The organism is Mongoliitalea lutea, from assembly GCF_014652135.1.
Lineage (GTDB): Bacteria > Bacteroidota > Bacteroidia > Cytophagales > Cyclobacteriaceae > Mongoliitalea > Mongoliitalea lutea.
In genome coordinates, this window is the sequence record NZ_BMYF01000023.1 from 1 (window position 1) to 26,167 (window position 26,167).

The window sequence follows — 26,167 nt, forward strand, 5'->3', positions numbered from 1 at the left end:
GTTTCAGACCATGCGTCAACTGAGACTTACTTATGGGGAGGCGGAGCAGCTGTTCCGTAGGATGGTATTTAATGTTTTGGCACGTAACTGTGATGATCATACCAAAAACTTTGCTTTTCTGATGGATCAGGAAGGTAAATGGAGCCTTTCTCCTGCTTACGATATCTGCCATGCTTACAGACCGGATAGTGTCTGGGTCAGTCAGCATTGCCTGAGCATTAATGGTAAAAGGAAAGATTTTTTGATGGACGATTTTTTGGCGATAGCCAAGCAAAATTCTATCCGTAACCCTCAAGGCATTATCCAGGAAGTACAGGAAGTCGTTTCCCAATGGATGGATTATGCACAAAAATACAAGGTGAATTCAACGCTTGCAGAAGCGATTGCTGCTACTTTGGTCAAGTTGGTGTAGCGGATGTTTTGTTAATCAGGTGTTACTTAATGGAGTTTTTTGACCTTTTAAATGGGTAGCTATCACATGATTAGGGTATTGGTAGTGTTCTGAATTTCATGGAATTTTAAGGGTGATATTTCACGCGGCGACCGCAACGGTAGAAACGCAGCGTTCGCAGCGAGATGATATCAAAAATCGCCGCGTTCGCCGCGCTTTTCTTTGCGCTCGCCGCGTGAAACAAAAATCCTTAATCCATGAAAAACCTAACATTCTTTGTCTTTTTGACAGTAATCATTTCCTCCTGCAAGCAAGAACGTAAGGATCCCGCAATTTTTTACTATCCTGCTGAATGGGAACCACAAGAAGCTATATTATTGGGCTGGGCTGAAAGGGAACCTGAGTTTTTCCCCTTGGCTGCAGATGTGGCACGAGCGCTTGAAGGTTCCACTTCTGTCATATTTGTATCAGATACCAGCGAAAATCCTCAAGTATTTAAGGAATATCTAGTAGAAAATGGCCTAGATACGGCTTCATTTACTTTTTTGACCATCCCTATTCGGCAGGCTTTAGCCTTAAGAGATATTGGGCCTGTGTATCTGATCAATGGGTTGGGAGAGAAAAAGGCAGTCGATTTCAGGTGGTCATATCAGGACTTCTTTGAGCGCTTTTTAATTGAGAAAGGAGAAGAACCTGACTCAGCAAAGGTATATGCCTCGTTCTTTGACCGAAATCAAAAAACAGATAGCCTGATAGCAGCAAGGAATGGTATCGAAGTCATTACTTCTTCATTGAACCTAGATGGGGGAGCAATTGAAGTCAATGGTAAAGGTACCATATTGCTGAATGAAGAGTGGATGTTTATGGTCAATCCGACTTCAACCAAGGAAAGCATGGAGCAGGAGTTGCAGCGCACATTGGGTGTTCATCATTTTATTTGGGTAGGGAAAGGCCTAGTAGAAGATGGTGATGTGTCGAAAATCATCATTCCTGGATATGTTACTATGGGCACCGCTGGTCATACGGATGAATACATTCGATTCGCCAATGCCAATACGATTCTTCTAGCCTGGGTGGATGAAAAAGAAAAAGATTTGCACCCTGTTCATACTGAAAACTATCTGAGAATGAAGGAAACGTATGATATTTTGATCAAGGCAAAAGATCAAGATGGCAGGCCTTTTAAGATCATTAAGGTTCCCATGCCAGACCTTCGGCATAGGCCTAATGTGGTTGTAGAAAAATGGGCAATGAGTGATTCTACAATTGGAAAAGAGTATTTTGCCCCTGATCAGGGCGTGCAAGTCGGAGATACACTTCAGTATTTGTCGTCTTCTTCCTATTTGAATTTTTTGATTTCAAATGACAAGGTTTTATTACCCACCTACCTACATGTAGGCAGTTCGTCTGAAAAAGAAGAACGCGTAAAAGAAATCTTTTCAACTCTATACCCTGATAAAACTTTGGTTTGGATTGATGCTACAACCTATAATTGGGATGGTGGAGGTCTTCATTGTTACACCAAGCAAGTGCCTAAGGTAAATTGAGAATTAGGGATTTTTTATCAAACCATCACATCATTAGGGTATTGTGGGCAACTAGAAATTGAAAGAAATTTAGGGGAATAGTTTCACGCAACGAGCGCAGCGGAAAAAACGCAACGAGCGCCACGTGAGGGTTTTAAATTCGCTGTGTTCGCTTCGATTTCCTTAGCGTTCTCTGCGTGATACAAAAGATCTTGTTAATATGAAGTCATTATTTATACCCCTGTTTATTTTCTTGTTTATCAGTGATGCTTTCACACAATCTGATAGGCTTCAGGCATATAATCCATCAGGAATGACCCATTGGGAGCCATTTATCGGGCAATGGAAAGGAATCGGCTGGAGGTTGACAGAGGATGGTCAACAAACAGAATGGCATCATGCCTATAACATCCAATTCAAACTAGATGGGAGACTTCTAATGCTGGAAAATACCACCACAGTGAAAGATGAGGTACACCACAAAAGCATAATCCTAGGAACTTATGATGAAAATGCTAATAATTTCCCCCTTCGTGTGTACTCTACCCTAACTCCAGAAGGGGATTATTCAGGAGTTTTTGAACACGGGGCATTCATCTATTTCATGAACAAGAACTTACGTTTTTCCATGCAGGTAAATGAAAAAGGACAGATTTATGAAATCGGGGAAATGAAAATGGGCGATCAGTGGGTGCAGGTTTTTGAAATGTTATCCTCCAAAGTGGATTAATTGAAAGTACTATGAATTTTTAATGAAATGTAAATATGGATATACAGTCGAATCATTCATCAACCTGGTCACTTCCAAAAAAGCTGTCCCTCCGCTTCGCCTTTATTTTTACCGTCCTCTTCATTTTCCTGTTGGATTGGTATAGCAATGCATTTTCGTTGGGGCTATTCTATTTAGGAGAGTTAAATAAGGTTTTGGATCCGGTCATTTTTTGGATAGGAGACAAGCTGTTTGGTATCGACTACCCGATTTTAACCCCCACACCGGGGAATCACAGCGACAGCACCTACATATACATACTCTATTTCACCATGATAGCTCTCTCTGTCATTGGAGCCATAGTTTGGAGTTTGATTGATCGTGCACGTAAGAACCTAGATGTTCAATACTACTGGCTCACTGTTATTATTCGGTATTTCTTAGCACTTAATTTATTGGCTTTTGCACTGGAGAAGTTTTTCAAAGTGCAGTTCCCCGATTTAGGTTTTTATCAATTGTCAGAGCCTTTAGGTGATATGTCTCCAATGAGCCTGGCATGGGCTTTTTTTGGATACTCTTATGGCTACAACCTTTTTATGGGCTTGGCAGAAAGTGCTGCATTGCTGCTACTTTTCCGTAGAACAGCAAATTTTGGTGCCCTTCTTACTGTGGCTGCAATGGCCAATGTGGCAGCGATTAATATCAACTATGACATCCATGCGAAGGTTTACGCATCAATGATGTTGTTGATGGCCCTGTTCCTTCTACTCCCAAGTATTAAATCTTTATACAGATTCTTTTTTTTCGAGGAGGCAGTATCACTTAAAATTCAAAAAGCACCGATGTTCAAAAAACGATGGATGCGAGTCTCAGCCTTGGTTTTCAAATGGATTGTAATTGTGGTACATGTGGGTTATTTACTAAATCTATATTGGGGAATCCATACTAGAAGCCTAAACCGAACCCCCGCAGAGTTATATGGTATTTATGATATTGAATCCTTTGTACTAAACAATGACACGCTTTCATCAGGTAATTCATCACGCTGGAATCAGTTTGTTTTTGAAAGAGGCAGGAACGCGGTTCGTATGAGTCGTGACAGCATTGCATTTATGTACACAGATTTTGATGAAAAACGGATTTTTGTATTCGATGATGAGGTTCGTTTGATGTTGCAGATACAGGAAATATACAGAGAGCAGGGAAGTTTTGATAAAATGGATTCTTTGCTCATTGAAAAACAAGCCGGAATTGTCTTGTATTATGATTTGCTTGACGCCAGCAGGGTTGATTTTAAAGGTATATTTAACAATGACTCTTTATTGATTTCTGCCAAACGAGTTCCCATCGAAATCAAAGACTTTAGATTGATGAAAAGCAAGATTAACAAGGTAACGGAAGTTCCTTACATGTATTGAAGTAAATGACATTTTATGAAACAACACCACTCCCGGTTTTATCTTATCATCACTATCCTACTTTTGCTCTTTGTTCTGATTGGCTTCTCGCGAACTTTTTATTTAAGGCAATTCTTCGAACAGCCTGAACGTTGGCAACTTGACCAACTTCCATTGGTTTATGTAATTCACGGCATTGTGTTGACTGCTTGGTTTATGCTGTTGGTGCTGCAGTCGGCACTGATCAATCTTCGCAAGGTATCTATTCATAGGAAGCTTGGATTCGCTATGGCTTTTTTAGCAGTTTTGGTGGTTTTCACCGGTGTTCAGGTAGTGCTTGATTCCACACCAAGGTCTATACGAATGGGTCTACTTGATCCGGAAAGTATAAGCGAAATGAGAGGGCAATCTTTTCCCTTATTTCTAGACCTCTTGTCACTTGTGGTTTTTACAGGTGCCATTGCAATAGCCCTTGTATTTAGAAAAAATCCGGTACTTCATAGAACCTCCGTTTTGACCGGTTCATTCGCATTTATGGTGGTAGCGCTCGCACGGGCAACAGCATTTGTGTTTCCAAGTTCCGGGCTAGGTCTGCTGGTTGCCTTATTTTTCTTGCTTCCCATTCTATTGATGGTGCATGACTGGATTATATTTAAGCGCTTCCCCAAATATGCTTTCATAGGATTTATGGTCTTGTTGCTTATGGTCGTTTTTGCATTTGCTATTCCGCAAACAGATTGGGGATACCGCTTTTTCATAAACTACTTGAGTGGGCTTATTTGATGAAGTAGAAAATTAATAAGAGTTAGTTAAGGTTAGCATGATTACTTCTTTATCACATCATTAGGGTATTGTGGGCAATTTGAAATAGAGGGAAATTTAGGGGAATGGTTTCACGCAACGAGCGCAACGAATTTTACGCGGCGTACGCAACGAAAAAAACGCTAACCTTTTCCCGAATTTCGGGAGATTGCCAAGAGATGACTTCAAAAATCGTGGCGCTCGCCGCGCTTTCCTTTGCGCTCGCCGCGTGAACCCCAAAACCAAAAACACATGAAAAAACTCACACTTTTCACTCTCTTAGGATGGATCTTTTTTGCTTGTTCCAGCCCTTCCCATGATCTCCTGATCACCAATGTCAATGTCATAGATGTAGTCACGGGAGAAGTACTCCCCAACCGCACCGTGGCCATTGATGGCGATGAAATCACCGCCATTTATACCAAAACAATTAAGCCTAGTAAAGGAACTGAAGTGGTAGATGGAACGGATAAATACCTGATTCCTGGACTTTGGGATATGCATGTTCATAATAACTGGAACTACGAAGATACCAATGACCTGATGCTGGCTAATGGTATTACAGGTGCAAGGGAGATGTGGGGGAATATGGCCATTCTAAGAAAAATGATCGAAGAGAGAGCGGCAGGAAAGCCTATTATTGATATATATTCGGCAGGAGTATTGACGGATGGGGCTCCTAAAATATGGCCTTCTTCTGCGGAAGTGACTGATCCCACAGCTGCGGAAGCATTGGTAAGGTGTCAAGTTCGGGCAGGAGCAGATTTTATCAAGGTTTATTCTATGTTGGACAGTGCTTGCTTTTTTACTATAGGAAAAACAGCCACAGAATTGGGCGTTCCATTTTCAGGGCATGTTCCTGAGGCAGTACCTATTTTTGACGCCCTTGCGGCAGGAATGCTTACATCTGAACATCTGTATGGGTTGCACCAGTTGGGTATTTCTGAACAAGAAAACAAGCAATTAGATAGTTTATTTGAGGTTGGTAATCAGTTTGAAGCATTCAGGCGGGAGCTGAAATTTTTCAATTCTTCAGTTATGAAAGAAAAGCTTCAAAAATTGGACCTATCAAAACATTGGTTTTCTCCAACCATGGTTACCAACAGGGGGATTAGGTCTATGCAGGATAGTGTTTTCACATCAGACCCTAGGATTTCGTATTTGCCTAATTATATGACAGAGGACTGGAAACCAAGAAGGACTATGGGAAGCCAACGGATGATGCCGAGCTTAGCGTTGATGCAGCAATTGTATCAAAATGACTTTCAGATTTTAACTATCCTGATTGAAAGTAAAGCCCAAATCATAGCAGGTACAGATTATCCCAATCCTTGGGCCTTCCCTGGATTTAGCATGCATGATGAATTGGAAATCTACGTGCAGGCAGGTATGATGCCATTACAGGCTCTACAAACAGCTACGCTCAATCCGGCTAAAGTCATGAATAATGATCGAATTGGAAGTGTTGAAAAAGGGAGATTGGCAAGCTTGGAACTGCTAAATAGCAATCCTTTAGAGGATATCAATGCAGTCAGGGATATTGAGAGTGTGATTCTCAGAGGCAAGACATTCAATCGAGGCGAATTGGATGATATGCTTGCCAATGCTAAAAGGAAAGCTGCTTTGCCTGACGTGATGACCCTTTTAGGACCTAGGGTACAAGAAGGAAAGTTGGATGAATTATTGTATCTATTGGAAACCAAACTGGATAGCCTGTCAGAACATTATCACTTAGCTTCATTGGAATATGGACTTAATGGTATGGGGTACCAAAGTTTGAATGGTGAAAAAGGTGTTGAATCAGCACAGGAGATTTTTGCTTTGAATACCCGCTTGTTTCCACATAGTCAAAACGTTTGGGATAGCTATGCAGAATGCTTTTTGATGCAAGGGGACACAACCAATGCAGTCGAATACTACCAAAAAGCACTGGATATCTATCCCTGTAATCAGGTAATTGAGAAGCGATTGCTGGTGTTGAAGCCTTAAGTTTAACCCCAAATCTACACACTATGAAAACACTTGCCCCTTTGTCCCAATCCAAAAGAATCGATCTGGTAGATTCTTTAAGAGGATTTGCCATTTTCGGAATTCTGATGGTCAATATGCCAGCTTTTTTCAAACCAGGAGTGGAGTTGATCATGTTACCTTCCTTTGGAGAAAGTACCATGGAGATCCTTTCCAATGGTTTTATTTACTTCTTTTTCACTGGAAAATTCTTCGTCTTGTTTTCCCTCTTATTTGGTTTTGGCTTCTATATCTTTCTTCATAAAGACGAGGAAGTAAGCAAACAGAATATCAGCTTATTTCGGAAGAGGCTTTTCTGGCTCTTGATTATTGCCATTGCACATATTGCATTGCTATGGGAAGGAGATATTCTTTTTTACTATGCCCTGTTTGGATTCTTATTGATTCTGTTCAGAAAGTCCTCTACCAAGAAAATCATCATTTGGATGCTGGTATTTTTATTGATTCCCATCGTATTTGTAGGTTTGATCAGCATGCTGCCTCAATTTCTAGCCTCCAACCCAGAGGCATTGCAGGCGATGGAGAAGGGCAGTCAGGAGCAATTGGTAGCTACCCAAGATTTAGTTCAAAGAGCCTATCAGGTTTACAATTCAGGTTCTTACAGTGAAGTTATTCAGATGAATATTGAGCAATGGTTTTTCTTATTATCTGGGATAATTATCTTTTATCCCACCTGTATGGTCATGTTCTTGATGGGCTTATTGATAGGAAGAAGTGGCTTTTTTGCCCGAACCATGGAGTATGAACAGCAACTCAAGAAAATCTTTTGGATATCCCTGCCAATTGGAGTTCTGTTAAATGTAGGCCTCTTACTTTCCCTTGCCAATGCCAATCCGGCTTCTTTGGATCATTGGGCATTTATCGGAAGGACCACAGGGGTTTTAGGGGGGATAGTGATGATGTTTACCTATGTTTCAGGCTTTATCCTGTTGTACAATCGAGAGAAGTTTCGAGGACTGTTTTCGGGCTTTTCAGCTGTAGGAAGAATAGCCCTTACCAATTATATTTCACATTCATTGATAGCCTTGTTGCTGTTTAGGTTAGGTTTATTTGATTTGTTTGGAGAAATCGAAGTCTGGCAGGGTATCTTGTTGGTCTTAGCTATTTTCAGCTTCCAAATTTCCTTTAGCAAATTTTGGCTAAGCAAGTATAGGTTCGGTCCATTGGAGTGGTTGTGGAGGTCGGTGACTTATGGGAAAATACCTGCATTTAAATTGTAAATTACTTTAAAAACCACGTTATGATATCAAATACCAGATCAAGCACTCCCCATTCAAATAGCTTTGTTACCCTTACCGGCTATTTATTAGTAGCTATTGTTTGGATCAGTTCAGGGCTTTTTGGATTGTACATTGTGGCCCACTATGGTGGAAGTTTTGTTAGTAGTAAGATGGAGCAATGGAATGGTTTATTCAATCCCAATCTTTATGACCCGAATTATATCCAAGCCACAAGAGGCATGGCATTACATTTTGTAGCAGGGGGTATTATTCTGGTTTTGGGAAGTATACAGCTACTCGAGTGGGTACGCAATCGCTTTTTGAATTTTCATAGGATAGTTGGTAGAATTTATATATTCGCATGTTTGCTGACGGCTTTAGGAGGATTGACTTTTATTTTTCTTCGGGGAACTGTTGGAGGCCCCGTCATGAACGTGGGTTTTGGAGCTTATGGTATAGCCATGTTGATATGTAGCATTCAAACTATACGCTTTGCTAGGATTAAATTAGTGGAACAACATAAGGCTTGGGCTATTCGATTGTATGCTTTGGCAATTGGTTCTTGGCTCTACAGGATGTACTATGGTTTTATGTTTTTTACAGGATTTTTGCCTCTGGAGGCAAGGGAGTTTAGAGATCCAATCGATGTATTTATGATTTTTTTCTTTTGGGTTCCCAATTTGCTGGTCGCTGAATTTTTTATCCGCTCTTCAACCAACAAATTACCCAAATCCATTCAACTATCCGGTTCCCTTATGCTTTGGTTGGTTATTGTTTTTATTTCGCTAGCTACTTACAATGTCACCAAAGGATCTTGGGGACCCGCTATTTTGGGTATGTTTGGACTGTATTAGGACGATATTTTGGAAAAGAAAATCCTAATAAGAAAATAGCTAAAAGAAGGCTTTAAGATTTCTCAAAAAATATTTGCAAAAAAAACAGGGCTGAAATTGGTTTCAGCCCTGTTCATTTAAAATATGTTTACTGATGTTTTTAGGTCTATTAGCTTAATCTACTTTCTTTTATATTTATCAAACCAAGAATACAAGTACAACTGGGTACGCATATAATTGGAAGGATTGGTGCCTGTACCGTGGTATTCGTTTTGGAAACGGATCATTGCGGTAGGAACTTTCAATACTTTCAATGCTTGATAAAATTCTTCTGTTTGTGAAATGGGAGTTCTCAAATCATCTTCTCCACACATCAGCATAGTAGGTGTTTTCACATTTCCCACATACATCAAAGGCGATCTTCTGATATGCTCACTTGGATCATCCCAAGGGTACTCCTTGAAATTTTTATACCAACTTACACCATCCGTATTTCCCACAAAGGAAAGCCAGTTGATCACAGGAAAGTTGACAGATGCAGCTGCAAATCTATCTGTATGCCCTACTATCCAAGAGGTCAACACACCACCGCCACTTCCCCCATAGACGAAGAGGTTTTTTTCATCGATGAACCCTTTTTTGATGACTTCATCGACACCATTCATGAGATCATCATAATCCTTTCCAGGATAGTCGTTTTTGATAGCATTCCCAAAAACAGATCCATAACCTGAAGAACCTCTTGGATTGGTGTACAGTACAACATATCCTTCCGCTGCATGATGTTGCCAGGTGAAATTGAAGCCTACATTGTACATGCCATGAGGCCCACCATGGATCACCAATATCATCGGGTATTTTTTGGTTGGGTCAAAGTCAGCTGGTTTAACAATCCAACCGTGAACGTCAAAATCGTCCGTAGATTTATACCAAAGCTCTTCTACTTCTCCCAATTGTACGTTTTTCAACATACTTTCATTTAAACTTGTTAAGTTTTTAAGGCTTGGGTTGGTGACATTGAATGCAATCACTTCGGCTGGAGTATGGTAATCAGTCATGATTCCCACAGCGGTTCCATTTTTATTGATGTCAGAAACTGTCAGCAGATGGTTGCCTTGACTCACTTGCTTATGACCGCCTCGGATGGGTGCAAAATAGAGATTTCTTGTGCCATTGTAATCTGCATTGAAATACACGCCAGAGTTGTCAGTTGCCCAAAACATGCTTGCAGGAGACCGATCAAAATCAGCGGCTAATTCTTTGGAGTTTTTACCGTCTATATCCATGATATAGAGTTTATTTTCTATATACGTATCATCCGTCCAGTCATACCCTACATAGGCGACTTTTTTGCCATCAGGTGATACCACGGGAGATCGGTCTATTCCATTTCTATCGGTTAGCTGTCTGATTGCAGTCGTTTCAACGTTGACAGCGTAAACATTCGATTGCCTGTATTCGTATTCAGCCTCCTCAACGCGGAGACTGGTGAAGAGAATTTCTTTTCCATCAGGTGTCCATTCTACACCACTATGATTCCAATTACCCTGGGTGATTTGTCTAGGTGTTCCACCCTCGGCTGATACAATAAAAATATGGGTAAAACCTTCTTCTAAGTAACCGACTCTATCACGTTTGTAATTCATCTGGGTAATTACTTTTGGGCCATCGGTCCATTTAGCACCCTTTGGTCGCTCCGGCATTTTGATGTTCCAAGGCTCACTATAAGGAACAAGCATGTTGAAAGCAATAAATTTTCCATCAGGAGACCATTTCATGTTGGAAGGAGTTTTTTCTACACGGGTGATCTGAGTGGCTCCCTCCGAATCCTTATATTTTATAAAAATTTGACTTCCACTTGGCTCGCCTGAGGACATGTAAGCGATTCTTGCGCCATCTGGAGACCAAGCAGGAGAACTTCCTTTCGTGAAAAACCGATTTTTGCTACCATCAGCATTCATGATGAATAATTCATTTCGCCTGGAATCATTCACCTTATCTACCCAGCCTCGGGTATAAATAATTTCTTTTCCATCTGGCGAGATTTGGGGGTCAGCGACACTGATGATGTCAAAAAACTGTTCTAGTTTAAGTTTATTTTTTTCTTGTGCAAAAGATTCGGTCATGCTGGATAGAAAGAGTATCAAGCATCCCAATAAAATGAGTGTTCTTGTATTTTTCATAGACGGTATTTTTGGTGTAGGATTAAAAATAAGGAATTCTCATTCTTTTTGATACGCTGAATGAAAATTATTATATGAATGGAAATCAGTTGTATTTGAAAATTATTCTCAAAAAAACCACCAAGGTTTTTATTTCCTGGTGGTTTTAGTCATTTGCCTTTGTCTAGTCCTGAAAATACTTGACATTTTTTAGAATAATTGACTCTTTATACGCCACTAATATATCGCTGCTAGGCATATATCAACTTGTTTCACGTCAGCATATATCAATCTCTACCCCTCAAAATCTCTCATTGTCTTGTGTCCTATATCTTAAGTCTTTTGTCTTGTATCTTATGTCTCATTTCTTGCTTCCTACTTAAAAGCAGGAATCCCTGTGATCTCATGACCCAAGATCAACAAGTGGATATCATGGGTTCCTTCGTAAGTGATTACAGACTCTAGGTTCATCATGTGGCGCATCATGGAATACTCTCCCGTGATACCCATGCCACCATGAATTTGACGTGCTTCCCTGGCAATATCCAAAGCCATCGCTACATTATTACGCTTAGCAAGTGAAATATGTGCTGTTGTGGCTTTTCCTTCATTCATCATTTTTCCTAGTTTCCAGTTGAGCAACTGGGCCTTGGTGATTTCGGAAAGCATCTCCGCTAATTTCTTTTGGATCAATTGGAAAGAACCAATCGGTTTATCAAACTGAATTCGCTCTGCTGCATATTTGCGAGCTGATTCGTAGCAATCCATGGCGGCACCCACAGCACCCCAAGCGATACCAAAGCGAGCGGAGTCCAAGCACATCATAGGAGCTCCAAGACCGCTTTTGCCAGGAAGTAAGTTTTCTTTAGGAACTTTTACATTGTCAAATACCAACTCACCCGTTGCGGACGCTCTTAAGGACCATTTACCATGAGTTTCTGGGGTAGAGAATCCTTCCATACTGCGCTCCACAATCAATCCATGAATTCTTCCAGCTTCGTTTTTAGCCCACACTACAGCAATGTCAGCTTTTGGAGAGTTGGAAATCCACATTTTGGCACCGTTCAATAGGTAATGGTCCCCCATATCTTTAAAGTTGGTCACCATGCCTGATGGATTTGAACCAAAGTCAGGTTCAGTCAAACCAAAGCAACCGAGCATTTCGCCGGAAGCTAGTTTGGGCAGGTATTTATGTTTTTGCTCTTCGGAACCAAATTTGTAAATCGGATACATGACTAAGGAACCTTGCACAGAAGCCGTAGAACGCATGCCGGAATCCCCTCTTTCAATCTCTTGCATGATCAATCCATAGGCAATGTAATCCAGACCACCTCCGCCATATTCGGCAGGTATTTGAGGTCCAAAGGCACCTACATCTCCGAATTTTTTGACAATTTCATAAGGGAAATGTGCGCGTTGAGCCCAATCTTCGATGTAAGGACTGATCTCTTTTTTGACAAAGTCACGGATTGAGGAGCGAATCAATAGATGCTCTTCTGTCAGTAAATCATCTACCTGGTAAAAGTCCACCCCCTCAAATGTATCTTGCTTGGACGATTTGTGTACGGCTGTCAGCTGTTCCATAACAGTTTTTGGTTTATTGCTAATTATAACGGATTTTTGCGCACGAAGTCGCATTCACGACTTGAAATAAATACAAAGAGCTGATAAATACTATTGTACCGCTCATTAATTTTAGCACATGAACCCAGCACAAACCCCAAAACACATTTTAGAGAAGATAGAGCAACTTGAGGAAAAATTTAAAGCTTCCGGTCAGGACCTGTCCTCTTATTTGGAAGGATTGCTTTATGCAGATTATATGACTTATTGGGATTATATCAATCTCGATATCCTCCTTTCACTTCAGCAACCTCGAACATCATTCAAAGACGAAAAAATCTTCATTATCTACCACCAAATTACTGAATTATACTTCAAATTGATCATTTGGGAACTAGAGCAAATTGCGGATCAACCAAGTATTGAAGCTGCATTCTTCAAATCTCGATTAGAACGCGTATTGATGTACTTTGATCAATTGATTTCATCTTTTGCAGTGATGTGGAAGGGGATGGAAAAAGAACAGTTTCTTAAATTTAGGATGTCTTTGTTGCCATCTAGCGGTTTTCAAAGTGCCCAATATCGAGTGCTAGAAATTCAATCGACTGATGTGCATCAATTGATTCATATCGATAGAAGAGATGCACTTTTGAATGAATCGGATGTCGCTGTATTATTTGATAATATCTATTGGCAACATGGTGCTAAGGAGTTGGCGACTGGAGAGAAAACGTTGACTTTAAAGAGTTTCGAGAAAAAATACGGCAAAGAACTCAAAGAGTTGATTGAGCTATATGGTGACAAAAATATTTGGAAAAAGTATCTAGCATGCGAGGATAAAGACGATGAGTTGAAGGAGCTGCTCAAGAGCTTGGATTTAAAAGCTAATGTTTTCTGGCCCTTGGCTCATTACAAATCGGCTGTACGCTATTTACAGCGTGATCCCCAAGATATTGCCGCTACAGGTGGTACTAACTGGCAGAAATACTTGCCTCCACGCTTCCAAAAAGTAATCTTTTATCCCGAACTTTGGACCCAAGAAGAAATGGATGAATGGGGCAAAGGATGGGTAGTGAAGGAGATATTTGGGAATGAGGAGAGTTAGAAAAGAGACTTGCCTGCTGCAAGCAGGAGACGAGAATCGAGAAGCGAGAGATTAGAACCAAAGCTCGCAGAATACACGGAAAACGCAGAAAAATTCGGATTGAAAAATTTGTATCAAAAGAGAAATTAGGAAGTTACAAGTTAACTCAATCAATTGCCCCGGGTTTTAACCCGGGAAAAAATGAGTTTCTCCTGATGCATATAGTTGGGTTTTAACCCACTACCTTGGAACGTCAGCAAATACACCAAATCATCGGAATATACCTTTGAAAACTGTAAGGATTGGGATTTATCCATTTAAAAAGAAGCAAAAACACTGGAGACAAAAGAAAAACAATGAAAAAAGTGTCAAGTATTTTCAGGACGAGACAAAGAATCAAGACAGGGGCGTACCAGAAACTTGATTTTATCTTGCTGACAATGATATTAAAATACTCCTAACCTGTCAGGTATAGTGCTATTGACTGTCGACAGTGGACAGTGGACCTTTCCACTAATAACTCAATTACTAATTCACTAATCACCACTTTAAGGATAGACACCTTACGATGAAAAAAGAAATTCAATTACAATTAACGCCGGAGGTGGCGTACACAGAGGACCTTTTTAAGGAAGCTGCTTTGAGGGCTGCTGGTATATCTTTAGCAGAATCAGATGTTTATGCTCGGCAGGTCAAACGATCGATTGATGCACGCAGCAGGCAAGTAAAGATCAATGTAACTGCTGAGGTTTTTGTGAAGGAAGTTCCAGAGCCCATGCTTACTTTTCACAACGATTATCCAAATGTCAGCAATGCGGAGCAAATCATTATTGTTGGAGCAGGGCCAGCAGGGATGTTTGCTGCTCTTCGGGCAATTGAGTTAGGCGTCAAACCTATCTTAATCGAAAGAGGTAAGGATGTTCGTGCCAGAAGAAGGGATCTGGCAGCTATCAATAAAAGTCACATCGTCAATCCTGAGTCCAATTACTGTTTTGGTGAAGGAGGAGCGGGAACCTATTCGGATGGTAAACTATATACCCGATCCAAAAAGAGAGGTGACATCCGCCGGATTATGGAGATTTTTGTCGCTCATGGAGCTACAGAAGAGATTTTGGTTGACTCCCATCCTCATATTGGGACCAATAAATTACCCAAATTGGTTGCAGAACTCAGAAACTCCATTTTAGAAGCAGGAGGAGAGGTTTTATTTGATACCAAGGTGGTAGATTTTATCTTGGATGGAAATGAAATGAAGGGTGTTATCCTTCAAAACGGAGAAAAAATCCTTGGCAAGGGCGTGATTTTAGCCACAGGACACTCTGCTCGGGATATTTTTCTTTTGCTTCACCAAAAGCAAATCTTAATTGAAGCTAAGCCTTTTGCTTTGGGAGTAAGAATCGAGCATAGACAAAATTTGATTGATCAAATCCAATATAGTTGTGCCGTAGATAGGGGACCTTATTTGCCTGCTTCTTATTATTCTTTGGTACAACAGACAGAATATCAAGGGAAGCAGCGAGGAGTGTTTTCGTTTTGCATGTGCCCTGGTGGATTTATTGTCCCGGCCGCTACTGCACCAGGAGAATTGGTAGTCAATGGCATGTCACCCAGTAGAAGAGATAGTAAGTATGCCAATTCGGGGATGGTAGTAGCAGTGGAATTGGAAGATTTACCGCAGTATGCGCATTATGGCCCCTTAGCCGCAATGATGTTTCAAGCAGAAGTGGAGCAAAAGGCTTGGAAGATGGGGGGAGAAACTCAGGTTGCTCCAGCGCAGCTTATGGTCGATTTTACTAACAGAAAGGTCAGTGAGTCCCTATTGGACACATCTTACCAGCCAGGACTTTCCTCGGTAGATATGCATGCGGTATTACCTAAAATGATATCAGAAAGGTTAAGACAGGGCTTAGTTGCTTTTGGTAAGAAGATGAAAGGGTATTTGACCAATGAAGCTCAACTGATCGGAATAGAAAGCAGAACTTCCTCTCCTGTGAGAATTCCACGCGATAAAGAGTCCTTTGAACATCCGATTATCAAGGGCTTGTATCCTTGTGGTGAAGGGGCAGGGTATGCTGGAGGAATTGTTTCCGCTGCCATGGATGGAGAGCGATGTGCAGAGCGATTGGTTGAGAAGTATGTAAGACGTTAAAATTCAATAAGCTATATAAAAAATGTCTTCCTATCATAGTGGTTATGAACCATTCAGATCGGAAGACATCTTTATTTCAATAAAATCAGATTACCGATTGTTGAAAGCCCTCAACTTCACCTGTGTGAATTTGCGCTTGGTATCCAATGGGAAATCTCCTTTCATCATCCAATCATAGTAAGAAGGTTCTTCTTTCAACACCTGTTCGATTGTTTTGCCTTTGTGTTTACCAAAATTAAAACACTCTTCTCCTTTTTCATTAAAAATAAATCGACCGGCCAGATCCACCATTTTCTCGTTGAGAATGTTGTGGATTTTTTTCATGTCATTTTCGAAGACTCCAATTTTATTCCCCAGCAGATCTTCGGCCGTTTCTCCTGCATATTTTTCAATTTGGGCCTTGAATACTTCATAAGTTGCTACGGTATCCGCTTCAGCACTATGAGCGTTTTCTAAAGATTTTCCGCAATAGAATTTATAGGCGGCAGAAAGATTTCTCTTTTCCATCATATGGAAGATTTTCTGAGCATCGAGGATATTTCTTTTCTCGATATCGAAATCAATGCCTGCTCTCAAAAACTCTTCCACCAACAATGGAATATCAAATTTTAGCACATTAAAGCCTGCTAAATCTGCACCTGCTAAAAACTGATGCATGTCTTTCGATAAATCTTTAAATGTTGGTTTATCTTTCACATCCTTGTCATAGATGCCATGGATGGCAGATGTTTCGGCAGGAATGGGTATGGTTGGATTGACCAACTCTGTTTTTAATTCCTCTTTTCCTCCTGGATGAACTTTTAAAATGGAAATTTCGACGATTCTATCGGTAGAAACATTCGTTCCCGTAGATTCGATGTCAAAAAAAGCAATGGGGGTTTTGATATTCAAATTCATGTCTTAATTCGTTTGTTCGATTTTATTTGTAATGTTTTGGAGATCCATGTCATCGTAATTGCCTGAACTCATGAGTAATAAGTTGGTTTGATGATAGTTTTGGCTTTCCAAAAAGGATTTTAATTCCTGGATATCTGTAAAAAGCTTCAAGTCTGCGCGTTGGAACCCTTCGCGAAGCGTAGCAAGGTCCATCAATTCCAGCTTTTTCAAAGATACGGCTTTTGGATTTAAATAAATAATCGCCTCATCCGCCATATCAAAGGTATGCGCATAATTGTGTACAAAGTCTTTGTTGAGCGAACTGTAGGTATGTAATTCTTGTACAGCAATTAATTTTCTTTCAGGAAATTGATTTTTTACTGCCTGTACGGTTGCCTGCAGTTTGGAAGGGGCATGCGCAAAATCCCGATAAAGGATAGATTGGTCGGAAGATGCCAGTACTTCTTGCCTTTTTGCAGCACCTTTGAAGCTTGCGATTGCCTGATAAAATTGACTTTCGGTCAAGCCTATCTGTAAGCAAACCTGGAGGGCACCGGAGAGGTTTTGTAAATTATGGGCCCCGAATATATGGAGTGGGATTTCACCCGTAGCTGTTGATAAATAGGTTTTTCCAGCGTCAATCCTATGGGAGTGGACACCGTAAGGGATTGTTTTGAATGCTGGGTTGGAGACTTCTGCTGCCAAAGTTTTTACTTCGGCATCTTCTTCGCAATAAATCCAAACCCCCGTATCAGGAGTCATGGTGATGACCTGCCTGAATTGGTCTTTGTATCCTTCGAAGGTTGGAAATACATTGAAGTGGTCCCAAGCAATGCCACTCATGAGGAGAATGTCGTGATGGTAATGGAAGAACTTCGGCCTTCTATCCTCCGGAGAGGTTAGGTATTCATCTCCTTCAATGATGATAATAGGAGCATCCGATAGTTTGACCATCAAGTCAAACCCTTCTAATTGAGCACCAACAAGATAGTCGAAAGCGAGCTGATGAAAGCTTAAGACATGCAAAATCATAGAAGTAATGCTGGTTTTGCCATGACTTCCTGAGATGACAATCCGAGTTTTATCCTTACTTTGTTGATAGATAAATTCTGGGAAGGAATAGACCGGAATACCCAATGCTCTAGCTTGTTGTAATTCTGGATTATCGATACGCGCGTGCATGCCTAGGATGATTCCATCCAATCCGGGGTGGATTTTTTCAGGGAACCAACCTTTAGCGGTGGGGAGTATTCCTGCTTTTTCCAGGCGTGTACGGGAGGGTTCGTAGATTTCATCGTCAGAACCTGTGACGACGTAGCCTTTTTGAACCATGGAGAGGGCGAGATTGTGCATAACAGCACCGCCGATAGCTATAAAGTGGTAATGTTGACTCATACGACTAAAAGAATATCCAAAGGTACTAAAGGGAGGAGAGATTGTACGGTAAATGTGGGATTCTTTTGATATTTTTAGAAAGTCATGATTTTCAAGTAATTGAAAGCGTTGTGGATATCTCGTGGGTAAATTGTTCAAAAACATTGGGTTAAAGGAAGTACTTTTGTTGATATGGCAGAGAATAATCCCGGCTCTAGAGATAGAGTGATCGGTAGGAAAAAACCCGATTTGAATACCAATTTAGGAAAGTTACCACCACAGGCACTTGATTTGGAAGAGGCTGTGCTAGGGGCATTGATGCTTGAAAAAGAGGCGTTGACTAATGTGGTGGATTTGTTAAAAACTGAAAGTTTTTATAAAGAAGCGCATAAAGTTATTTATCAGGCTATTTTAGAGTTGTTTTCTGAATCCCAACCGATTGACATGCTGACCGTCACTAATCAGTTACGGAAAACAGGGAAATTGGAAATTGCAGGGGGAGCATTTTTTATAACAGAATTAACCTCGCGTGTATCTTCTGCTGCCAATATAGAATATCACGCCCGTATTATCATGGAGCAGTCTATGAAGCGGGAAATGATCAGCATAGCCTCAGAAATTCAGCGGGATGCTTACGAGGATACCACGGACGTATTCGAGCTGCTTGATAAAATGGAGCAGTCACTTTTTGAAATTTCAGAAAAGAATATCCGAAAAAACTATTCCGATATGCGCTCCATTATGAAGGAAGCGATTTTGGAATTGGAAGCGAAAAAAGGACAGAAAGATGGATTGACGGGTGTGCCTAGTGGTTTTACTGCTTTGGACAGAGTTACCTCGGGCTGGCAAAAATCTGATTTAGTGATCATAGCTGCCCGTCCTGCCATGGGTAAGACAGCATTTGTATTGTCTGTTTTGCGCAATGCAGCGGTGGACCATGAAAGACCGGTTGCAATTTTTTCATTGGAGATGTCTTCCATACAGCTGGTCAATCGTCTGATTTCTTCAGAAGCTGAACTAGATTCAGAAAAAATCAAAAAGGGAACCTTAGCAGAATATGAATGGCAGCAGTTGGTTCACAAAACTGGAAAGCTCTCAAAGGCGCCGCTGTTTGTGGATGATACCCCTGCCTTATCTATCTTGGAGTTACGTGCCAAGTGTAGAAAATTAAAAGCTCAACATGATATTCAGCTGATTGTGATTGACTACTTACAGTTGATGTCAGGGGATAGTAAGTCTGGTGGTTCGGGTGGTAACCGTGAACAAGAGATTGCGAGTATTTCCCGAGGGTTGAAAAAATTGGCGAAAGAGTTGAGTGTGCCGGTGATTGCGCTTTCGCAGTTGTCCCGAGCTGTGGAGACACGAGGTGGAGATAAGCGTCCACAATTATCCGATTTGAGGGAATCAGGAGCGATTGAGCAAGATGCGGATATGGTAATGTTTTTGTACAGGCCCGAATATTATGGTATCACAGAAGATGAAGATGGACATTCCACGATGGGTGTGGGTGAGGTGATCATTGCTAAGCACAGAAACGGTTCGTTGGAGAATGTCAAACTCCGCTTTATTGGAAAATACACGAAGTTTACAGATTTGGAAATGAATGTACCGTACAAGCCACAAGATGTATCTTACAGCACCAAATTCCCGAGTGCAGCTTCTGGAGATTTTGAAACCGGAAATACTATCAGGTTACAAAGCAAAGCCAACGGAGATGATGATCCATTGGCAGGAGGATGGGGCGGTGAGCCTGCACCTTTCTAAGGAGTATGCTCACAGAAAGCGCTGAATCCACGGAAAGGAAAGGAATGTAACCTTTAAGGTCTTTCAGACCTCGAAGATTTTTACCACGGGAAGAAGGTTGTCCACTAATGGCGCGACTGGCTGCCTCAGACAGGAATTTGGGGTTCTTGCGGAATCCACGGAAGAGGCTGAAAGTTATTGGGGAAATTCGGTCGCATGGCTCCCTTAAGGCTGTCCACAGATTTCACAGATTGGCACAGAAAGGGTGTTCTCGCAGAATACACAGAAAGCGCTGAAAGTTATTGGGGAAATTTGGTCGCAGGGCTCCCTTAAGGCGGTCCACAGATTTCACAGATTGGCACAGATAAGGAGTGCCTGCAGCTTGCGAAAAGGAGAAAACCAAATCTAAAACCTGCTTTCTGAAATCTAAAATTTATTGGTGTATCCGAACAACCAGGGGCGTAGCCCTGTGGTCTTCGTAGTAATTGATATAATACGTGGTATCAGAGGCGCGTAGCACTGAGGTCTTGTCAAGCAGGATGATTTTTTGACACAGATTGAAAATTTGATATTCACAGATTGACACAGATGGATTTGCTGACGCAAATTGGGGCTCGCAGAAAGCGCCGAATACACAGAAAACCCTGAAATCGATGTTGTAGCCCTGACCCGTGAGGGTCAGCACAATAGTAACCATGGGTTTCCCAACCCATGGACTGGAAGACCTAGGCACCTCTCATCTACCCTGTAGGGGTAGTACTCCTTGAGGAGGCTGTCCACTAATGTCACGAATTGCACGAAGGGAGGAGTTCTCGCGGAATCCACGGAAGACGTTGAAAGTAATGGGGGAAATTCGGTCGCATGGCTCCCTTAAGGCTGTCCACTAATGGCACGAATTACACGAAAGGGGGAGTTCTCGCGGAATCCACGGAAGACGCTGAAAGTTATTGGGGAAATTTGGTCACAGGGCTCCCTTACGGCGGTCCACAGATTTCACAGATTGGCACAGATAAGGAGTGCTTGCAGCTTGCGAAAAGGAGAAAACCAAATCTAAAACCTGCCTTCTGAAATCTAAAATCTATTATTGTAACCGGGCAATTAGGGGCGTAGCCCTGTGGTCTTCGTAGTAATTGATATAATACGTGGTATCAGAGGCGCGTAGCGCTGAGGTCTTGTCCAGCTAGATGATTATTAGACATAGATTGATAATTTGTTCTTCACAGATTGACACAGATGGATTTGCTGTAGCAAATTGGGGCTCGCAGAAAGCGCAGAATAAACTGAAAACCCTAAAATCGATGTTGAGGACCTGACCCGAGAGGGTCAGCACAATAGTAACCATGGGTTTCCCAACCCATGGATTGGAAGACCTAGGCATCTCTCATCTGCCCTGTAGGGGCAGTACTACTTGGGAAGGCTGTCCACTAATGGCACAAATGACACGAAAGGGAGGAGTGCTCGCGGAATCCACGGAAGACGTTGAAAGTAATGGGGGAAATTCGGTCGCATGGCTCCCTTAAGGCGGTCCACAGATTTCACAGATTGGCACAGATAGGGAGTTCTCGCAGAATACACAGAAAGCGCTGAAAGTCATTGGGAAGATTTGGTCGCATGGCTCCCTTGGGGTTGTCCACAGATTGGCACAGAAAGTTGGGCTTTTAGAATATAATGAAATCGATGTTGAGGACCTGACCCGAGAGGGTCAGCACAATAGTAACCATGGGTTTCCCAACCCATGGATTGGAAGACCTAGGCATCTCTCATCTGCCCTGTAGGGGCAGTACTACTTGGGAAGGCTGTCCACTAATGTCACGAATTGCACGAAGGGGGGAGTTCTTGGGGAATACGCAGAAAGCGCTGAAAGTTATTGGGGAAATTCGGTCGCATGGCTCCCTTAAGGCGGTCCACAGATTTCACAGATTGCCACAGATAGATATTTCTCGCAGAATCTACAGAAAACGCTGAAAAAAAGTAGATGAAAAATTTGGTCGCATGACTCAGGAATTGGCACGAATACGCAGATAGTTTCTGATTTAAGACCTCAGGGCTACGACCTTCTGAATGATTTCAAACAGGCATGTTCTACGAAGATTACTGGGCTAACCCCTCTTATGGGGTTTACCAACCTTACAAAAGGAATCAACATAATTTAATTCCCAAAACCTCTATATCCAAATATCTAAATATCCATTAATATCCACCAATATCTCGTCAGCCAATATCCATCAATATCCAATATCAATCAATACCTACGCCAAATCCGCTCAATCTGATTTATCTATGAGAACCTCATTTACAAGCTTGCAATTTCTCTCATCATTCTTCAATTCTCCGTAATCTTGTGCCAGACCATAGAAAAATACCTGAATCTGGGTATTTTTTGCTTGGGATTGAAAAGTTAGCTTTACATGTATACGACTATTCTAGCATGAAAAAAACAGCAGGACAACTCATTTACTCACCATCCGATCTTTCCAATTTTATTCATTGCAAGCATCTGACTACGCTTGATAAAGAGGCCTTGGACCATAAGCGAGAAAAACCAACCTACACCAATAAGGTAATGTTGGCCTTGCGGGAGCGGGGAGTGAAATTTGAGGAAGAAATGCTTCAAAAGTTCGAGCAAGAAGGGAAGCGTATTGTGATCATTCAGTCAAAAGATGCTAATGCAGCTCAACAAACAATCAATGCGATGAAAGAGGGCATTGAAATCATCTATCAAGCTAGATTAGGTAAGGAGGGGGAGTGGCAAGGCTGGGCAGATTTTTTGATTAAGGCAAATAAGCCTTCTGCTTTAGGAGATTATTCTTATGAGGTGATGGATACCAAGTTGGCCACAGAAACCAAAGCGGCAACCATCATACAAATCAGCTTGTATTCCCAAGCAGTAGGGGACTTGCAGGGTTTGATGCCGGAATATATGTGGGTCAAAACGCCTGAGGGAGAAGTTTCTTACCGGGTGGATGATTATATTGCTTATGTGCGATTGGTGAAAAAGCGGTTTTTGCATGCTATCCAAGAAGCCGAACCTGCGACCTATCCAGATGCCGTTCCGCACTGTGACATCTGTACTTGGTGGGAGGTCTGCAATCAACAACGTAGAAGGGACGATCACCTTTCTTTTGTGGCTGGTATGGGCAAGACGCAGATCAAGGAAGTGAAAACTCATGGGGTGGATACCTTAGGGACCTTTGCTCAATTTGAGATAGCACCGGAATTTAGGCCTGCCAGAGGAGCCAAACAAACCTATGAAAAACTCCAGGGTCAGGCGAATATCCAATGGAGAAGTAGGGAAGATGGCAATAGACCGATCCATGAATTGCTGGAAGTGCAGCCAGAAAAGGGATTCTGCAAATTACCCGAGCCGGACAAACATGATATTTATTTAGACTTTGAGGGGGATCCCTTGGTAGAGCCAAGCGGATTGGAATACATGATTGGATGGTGTTATCAAGGGGACTATTATGCCAAATGGGCTAAAAAAGAAGCTGAAGAGAAGCAGCTGTTTGAAGAATGGATGGATGGGGTGATGGCAATCAAACGTGCGAATCCCGGCATGCACATCTACCATTATGCACCTTATGAGACAACCGCTTTAAAGCGCTTAGCGGGAAAGTATGCCAGTAGACAGGAGGAGTTGGACGAACTCCTTCGCTCCCAAACATTCGTGGATTTATATGGGGTAGTGAGACAAGCTGTGCGGGCCAGCGTAGAAAAATATTCCATCAAGGATTTAGAAAAATTCTTTGGCTACGAAAGGCAAATCGACTTGAGGGAAGTATCCAAACACAAGTCCATGTATGAATTTTTATTGGAAACGGGAAAGGTAGATGAAGCAAGTCCCGAAATGATTGAAGCTATTAGACAGTATAATGAGGACGACTGCAAGGCTACAGAAAAGTTACATGTGTGGCTGGAAGAACTTCGATTGGAGGCTATTGGGCAGGGTTTTGAAATTCCTAGACCAGAACCACAACCAATGGAGGCGGGTGAAAAAACCAGTGAATTTTTGGAGCTAATCAAACCAATCTTCGAGCAATTGATGAAGGATGTGCCAGGTGTTCCCAGTGAACGAACACCCGAGCAGCAAAGTAGATTCTTGCTGGCGCATATGTTGGATTGGTATCGAAGGGAGAAGAAAACCAAATGGTGGGAGGTATTACGGCTTAAGGACTTGACGGATGAGGAGTTGCTGGAGGAAAAAGGAGCAATAGCCCTGCTTACCTTTACAGGGAATAGCTTTCCCGATAAAAAATCCACTGTTTATGAATACAGGTTTCCAAGGCAAGAACTTGAATACAGTTCAACAAGCCAGGTTTTAAGGTTGGGTGAAACTAATCCGGGAACTATTCACTACTTGGACACTGAAAAAGGAATTCTTCAATTGAAAAAAGGACCGAGTGCTAATCACGAGGAACACTACTCTAGAATAATTTTTCATGATGATATCAATCAGAAAGTCAAAGAAGATGCTATCATTCGTCTAGCAGAATGGGTCAATCAACATGGTTTGGAGAATACTGATGCCACCTATCGGGCAGTTCGGTCTTTATTACTGAGAGAATATCCGCAAACCACAGAAGAAATCCCACGACAGGAAGACAGCTTGGAATTGGCGAAAAATTGGGTTTCCAAATTGCAAGACAGCTACCTACCCATTCAAGGCCCTCCGGGATCAGGGAAAAGTTACACAGGAAGCCGGATGATTCTGGATTTAATCAAGCAAGGTAAAAAAGTTGGTATCACTGCCATGTCCCATAAGGTGATCACTTCCTTGGTGGGTAAAGTGTGGGAATTACGAAATAAGGAAGGTCTTTCCTTTATTGTTTCTCAAAAAGCGAGTGCTGGAGATAGAAGGGAATGGGATATATTCACCCAACCGAGTCAGTTGGAAGTTATTTTACAAAAATCAGATTTAATTGCCGGAACCCCCTTTCTATTTGCGAATGCAATAGCAGACCAACAATTGGACTATTTATTTATCGATGAAGCAGGACAACTATCCTTGATTGATACCTTGGCCTGTGGTTTATCTGCTAGGAATTTGGTGCTCTTGGGTGATCCGCAGCAATTGCAACAGCCTCAACAGGGTGTGCATCCGGATGGAACAGAGGTATCTGCCTTGGCACATATCCTTCAGGGGCAGCAGACTATACTTCCAGAGCAAGGCATTTTCTTGGATAAAACCTATCGCATGCATCCTGCGATTTGTGCCTTTGACTCTGAACAGTTTTATGAAAACAAGTTACATGCGGTACCCGGCTTAGAGCGACAGGAACTATCTGGAAACACCTGTTTCCTTGGTGCAGGATTGCGTTTTGTCCCTGTAGTCCACGAGGGAAATACCAATGCCTCTCAGGAGGAAGTTGAGAAGATTAGGGAGATTGTACAGGAATTGCTATCAGGCGGGGTGAGGTATACCGATCATGAAGGTAAGAGCAAAACACTCCGATCGGAAGACATCAAGATCATAGCGCCTTACAATGCTCAAGTTAATCTCCTCAAGGAAGCCCTGCCTAGTATAGAAATTGGGACGGTAGACAAATTCCAGGGACAAGAAGCCCCAGTGATGATTTATTCCGTAGCTACTTCCACTCCAGAAGATGCGCCAAGAGGCATGGATTTTCTCTACAGCCCCAACCGCTTCAATGTAGCCGTTTCCCGAGCCAAGGCCATGTTTATCCTCGTTGGTTCCCCAGCCATCTTCGAACCAGAATGTAAAAGCCCATCACAGATTAAGTTAGCCAATCCGTTTTGTAGGTTTTTGGAAGTTGAAAAAAATGAAATAAGGTTGAAATAGGCTTCGCTAAATAATGGGGGATATTTGTAGACGCGATATTGGTGGATATTAATGTGCAGAAAGATTTTTGAGGTTGGAGAGTGGAACTATGCTACGCGAAATAAAGTGGAAATAAATTGAAATAGGGTGGAAATAATTTTTTGGATATTGGCTGACGCGAGATTGGTGGATATTATTTGATATTTAGCTATTGTTGGATGGATAGTCTTGAATTATCTAGAGGAATTTAGATTGCAATAGTTTATGAATTGAATAATTAGGTGGAAATAGTGGTTTTGATACAATTTTGCGTCAGCAAAAAAACTGTGTAAATCAGCGTTGATCTATTTTCATCTGTGTCTTAAAAATTGGTATAGCAGAAGGACAAAACCAATATGTTCACCATTGCTTTTAATGCGGTTGATAGGGGCTTTAGCCCTGTTATCTTCGTAGAAAAGTCGGTCTAAGATATTTCCAGAGGGGCGTTAGCCCTGAGATCTAAATAAAGAAGTGGATGGATAAAATTCCGAAT

At 41.7% G+C, this 26,167-nt stretch carries 17 protein-coding genes; 13 read left to right on the forward strand and 4 right to left on the reverse strand.

Annotated features, from left to right (window positions below; genetic code table 11):
• The 8 genes from IE080_RS16230 to IE080_RS16265 all read left to right on the forward strand — a co-directional run.
• The coding region (locus IE080_RS16230) for a type II toxin-antitoxin system HipA family toxin (RefSeq protein ID WP_189585073.1) at positions 1-412 on the forward strand (412 nt) is incomplete at its 5' end.
• Positions 413-648: 236 nt separating this feature from the next.
• Positions 649-1,938 carry an agmatine deiminase family protein gene (locus IE080_RS16235; protein WP_189585076.1) on the forward strand — a complete coding sequence of 430 codons (1,290 nt, stop codon included), beginning with the start codon at positions 649-651 and terminating at the stop codon, positions 1,936-1,938.
• Between the two features lie 199 nt (positions 1,939-2,137).
• On the forward strand, positions 2,138-2,647 hold the full coding sequence (locus tag IE080_RS16240) for a hypothetical protein (RefSeq protein WP_189585079.1): 510 nt from the start codon (positions 2,138-2,140) through the stop codon (positions 2,645-2,647).
• Between the two features lie 35 nt (positions 2,648-2,682).
• Entirely contained in the window at positions 2,683-4,044 is a 1,362-nt protein-coding gene (locus tag IE080_RS16245; protein ID WP_189585082.1) for a hypothetical protein, read from the forward strand.
• A 15-nt stretch (positions 4,045-4,059) separates the two neighbouring features.
• Positions 4,060-4,806 (forward strand): hypothetical protein, encoded by a 747-nt coding sequence (locus tag IE080_RS16250; RefSeq protein WP_189585085.1) that lies wholly within the window; start codon positions 4,060-4,062, stop codon positions 4,804-4,806.
• A gap of 270 nt (positions 4,807-5,076) precedes the next feature.
• Positions 5,077-6,813 carry an amidohydrolase family protein gene (locus IE080_RS16255; protein WP_189585088.1) on the forward strand — a complete coding sequence of 579 codons (1,737 nt, stop codon included), beginning with the start codon at positions 5,077-5,079 and terminating at the stop codon, positions 6,811-6,813.
• A gap of 23 nt (positions 6,814-6,836) precedes the next feature.
• On the forward strand, positions 6,837-8,072 hold the full coding sequence (locus tag IE080_RS16260) for a DUF418 domain-containing protein (protein ID WP_189585092.1): 1,236 nt from the start codon (positions 6,837-6,839) through the stop codon (positions 8,070-8,072).
• A 20-nt stretch (positions 8,073-8,092) separates the two neighbouring features.
• Positions 8,093-8,926: a DUF2306 domain-containing protein gene (locus IE080_RS16265; protein WP_189585095.1), complete on the forward strand. Its 834-nt coding sequence runs from the start codon at positions 8,093-8,095 to the stop codon at positions 8,924-8,926.
• Positions 8,927-9,084: 158 nt separating this feature from the next.
• Here IE080_RS16265 and IE080_RS16270 read toward each other — a convergent pair whose 3' ends face one another.
• Together IE080_RS16270 and IE080_RS16275 are read right to left on the reverse strand one after the other, a co-directional pair.
• A complete protein-coding gene (locus tag IE080_RS16270) occupies positions 9,085-11,088 on the reverse strand; it encodes a S9 family peptidase (RefSeq protein WP_189585096.1) in 2,004 nt (667 codons plus the stop codon).
• Positions 11,089-11,442: 354 nt separating this feature from the next.
• On the reverse strand, positions 11,443-12,651 hold the full coding sequence (locus tag IE080_RS16275) for an acyl-CoA dehydrogenase family protein (protein ID WP_189585099.1): 1,209 nt from the start codon (positions 12,649-12,651) through the stop codon (positions 11,443-11,445).
• A gap of 118 nt (positions 12,652-12,769) precedes the next feature.
• Between IE080_RS16275 and IE080_RS16280 the strand changes: the two genes are divergently transcribed.
• Both IE080_RS16280 and IE080_RS16285 read left to right on the forward strand, forming a co-directional pair.
• On the forward strand, positions 12,770-13,735 hold the full coding sequence (locus tag IE080_RS16280; protein ID WP_189585102.1) for a tryptophan 2,3-dioxygenase family protein: 966 nt from the start codon (positions 12,770-12,772) through the stop codon (positions 13,733-13,735).
• 547 nt (positions 13,736-14,282) lie between these two features.
• Positions 14,283-15,863 (forward strand): NAD(P)/FAD-dependent oxidoreductase, encoded by a 1,581-nt coding sequence (locus IE080_RS16285; protein WP_189585105.1) that lies wholly within the window; start codon positions 14,283-14,285, stop codon positions 15,861-15,863.
• 90 nt (positions 15,864-15,953) lie between these two features.
• Here the strand turns inward: IE080_RS16285 and IE080_RS16290 are convergent, their stop codons facing one another.
• Complete coding sequence (locus IE080_RS16290; RefSeq protein ID WP_189585107.1) at positions 15,954-16,760, reverse strand: 3'-5' exonuclease; 807 nt, start codon at positions 16,758-16,760, stop codon at positions 15,954-15,956.
• A gap of 3 nt (positions 16,761-16,763) precedes the next feature.
• A complete protein-coding gene (locus IE080_RS16295) occupies positions 16,764-18,134 on the reverse strand; it encodes a UDP-N-acetylmuramate--L-alanine ligase (protein WP_189585110.1) in 1,371 nt (456 codons plus the stop codon).
• A gap of 171 nt (positions 18,135-18,305) precedes the next feature.
• Between IE080_RS16295 and dnaB the strand changes: the two genes are divergently transcribed.
• From dnaB to IE080_RS16315, 3 genes are all read left to right on the forward strand, one after another.
• Positions 18,306-19,877 carry a replicative DNA helicase gene (gene dnaB / locus IE080_RS16300; protein WP_189585113.1) on the forward strand — a complete coding sequence of 524 codons (1,572 nt, stop codon included), beginning with the start codon at positions 18,306-18,308 and terminating at the stop codon, positions 19,875-19,877.
• Between the two features lie 1,319 nt (positions 19,878-21,196).
• Positions 21,197-21,376: a hypothetical protein gene (locus IE080_RS16310; protein ID WP_189585119.1), complete on the forward strand. Its 180-nt coding sequence runs from the start codon at positions 21,197-21,199 to the stop codon at positions 21,374-21,376.
• 908 nt (positions 21,377-22,284) lie between these two features.
• Positions 22,285-25,656, forward strand: coding sequence for a TM0106 family RecB-like putative nuclease (locus IE080_RS16315; RefSeq protein WP_189585122.1), 3,372 nt, complete (start codon positions 22,285-22,287; stop codon positions 25,654-25,656).
• Positions 25,657-26,167: the final 511 nt, after the last annotated feature.

What these genes read in the sequence shown, in the direction of transcription:
- IE080_RS16235 (WP_189585076.1), top strand. Translation starts at nt 649, where the DNA reads ATGAAAAACCTAACATTCTTTGTCTTTTTGACAGTAATCATTTCCTCC.
- IE080_RS16240 (WP_189585079.1), top strand. Translation starts at nt 2,138, where the DNA reads ATGAAGTCATTATTTATACCCCTGTTTATTTTCTTGTTTATCAGTGAT.
- IE080_RS16245 (WP_189585082.1), top strand. Translation starts at nt 2,683, where the DNA reads ATGGATATACAGTCGAATCATTCATCAACCTGGTCACTTCCAAAAAAG.
- IE080_RS16250 (WP_189585085.1), top strand. Translation starts at nt 4,060, where the DNA reads ATGAAACAACACCACTCCCGGTTTTATCTTATCATCACTATCCTACTT.
- IE080_RS16255 (WP_189585088.1), top strand. Translation starts at nt 5,077, where the DNA reads ATGAAAAAACTCACACTTTTCACTCTCTTAGGATGGATCTTTTTTGCT.
- IE080_RS16260 (WP_189585092.1), top strand. Translation starts at nt 6,837, where the DNA reads ATGAAAACACTTGCCCCTTTGTCCCAATCCAAAAGAATCGATCTGGTA.
- IE080_RS16265 (WP_189585095.1), top strand. Translation starts at nt 8,093, where the DNA reads ATGATATCAAATACCAGATCAAGCACTCCCCATTCAAATAGCTTTGTT.
- IE080_RS16270 (WP_189585096.1), bottom strand. Translation starts at nt 11,088, where the DNA reads ATGAAAAATACAAGAACACTCATTTTATTGGGATGCTTGATACTCTTT.
- IE080_RS16275 (WP_189585099.1), bottom strand. Translation starts at nt 12,651, where the DNA reads ATGGAACAGCTGACAGCCGTACACAAATCGTCCAAGCAAGATACATTT.
- IE080_RS16280 (WP_189585102.1), top strand. Translation starts at nt 12,770, where the DNA reads ATGAACCCAGCACAAACCCCAAAACACATTTTAGAGAAGATAGAGCAA.
- IE080_RS16285 (WP_189585105.1), top strand. Translation starts at nt 14,283, where the DNA reads ATGAAAAAAGAAATTCAATTACAATTAACGCCGGAGGTGGCGTACACA.
- IE080_RS16290 (WP_189585107.1), bottom strand. Translation starts at nt 16,760, where the DNA reads ATGAATTTGAATATCAAAACCCCCATTGCTTTTTTTGACATCGAATCT.
- IE080_RS16295 (WP_189585110.1), bottom strand. Translation starts at nt 18,134, where the DNA reads ATGAGTCAACATTACCACTTTATAGCTATCGGCGGTGCTGTTATGCAC.
- dnaB (WP_189585113.1), top strand. Translation starts at nt 18,306, where the DNA reads ATGGCAGAGAATAATCCCGGCTCTAGAGATAGAGTGATCGGTAGGAAA.
- IE080_RS16310 (WP_189585119.1), top strand. Translation starts at nt 21,197, where the DNA reads ATGGGTTTCCCAACCCATGGATTGGAAGACCTAGGCATCTCTCATCTG.
- IE080_RS16315 (WP_189585122.1), top strand. Translation starts at nt 22,285, where the DNA reads ATGAAAAAAACAGCAGGACAACTCATTTACTCACCATCCGATCTTTCC.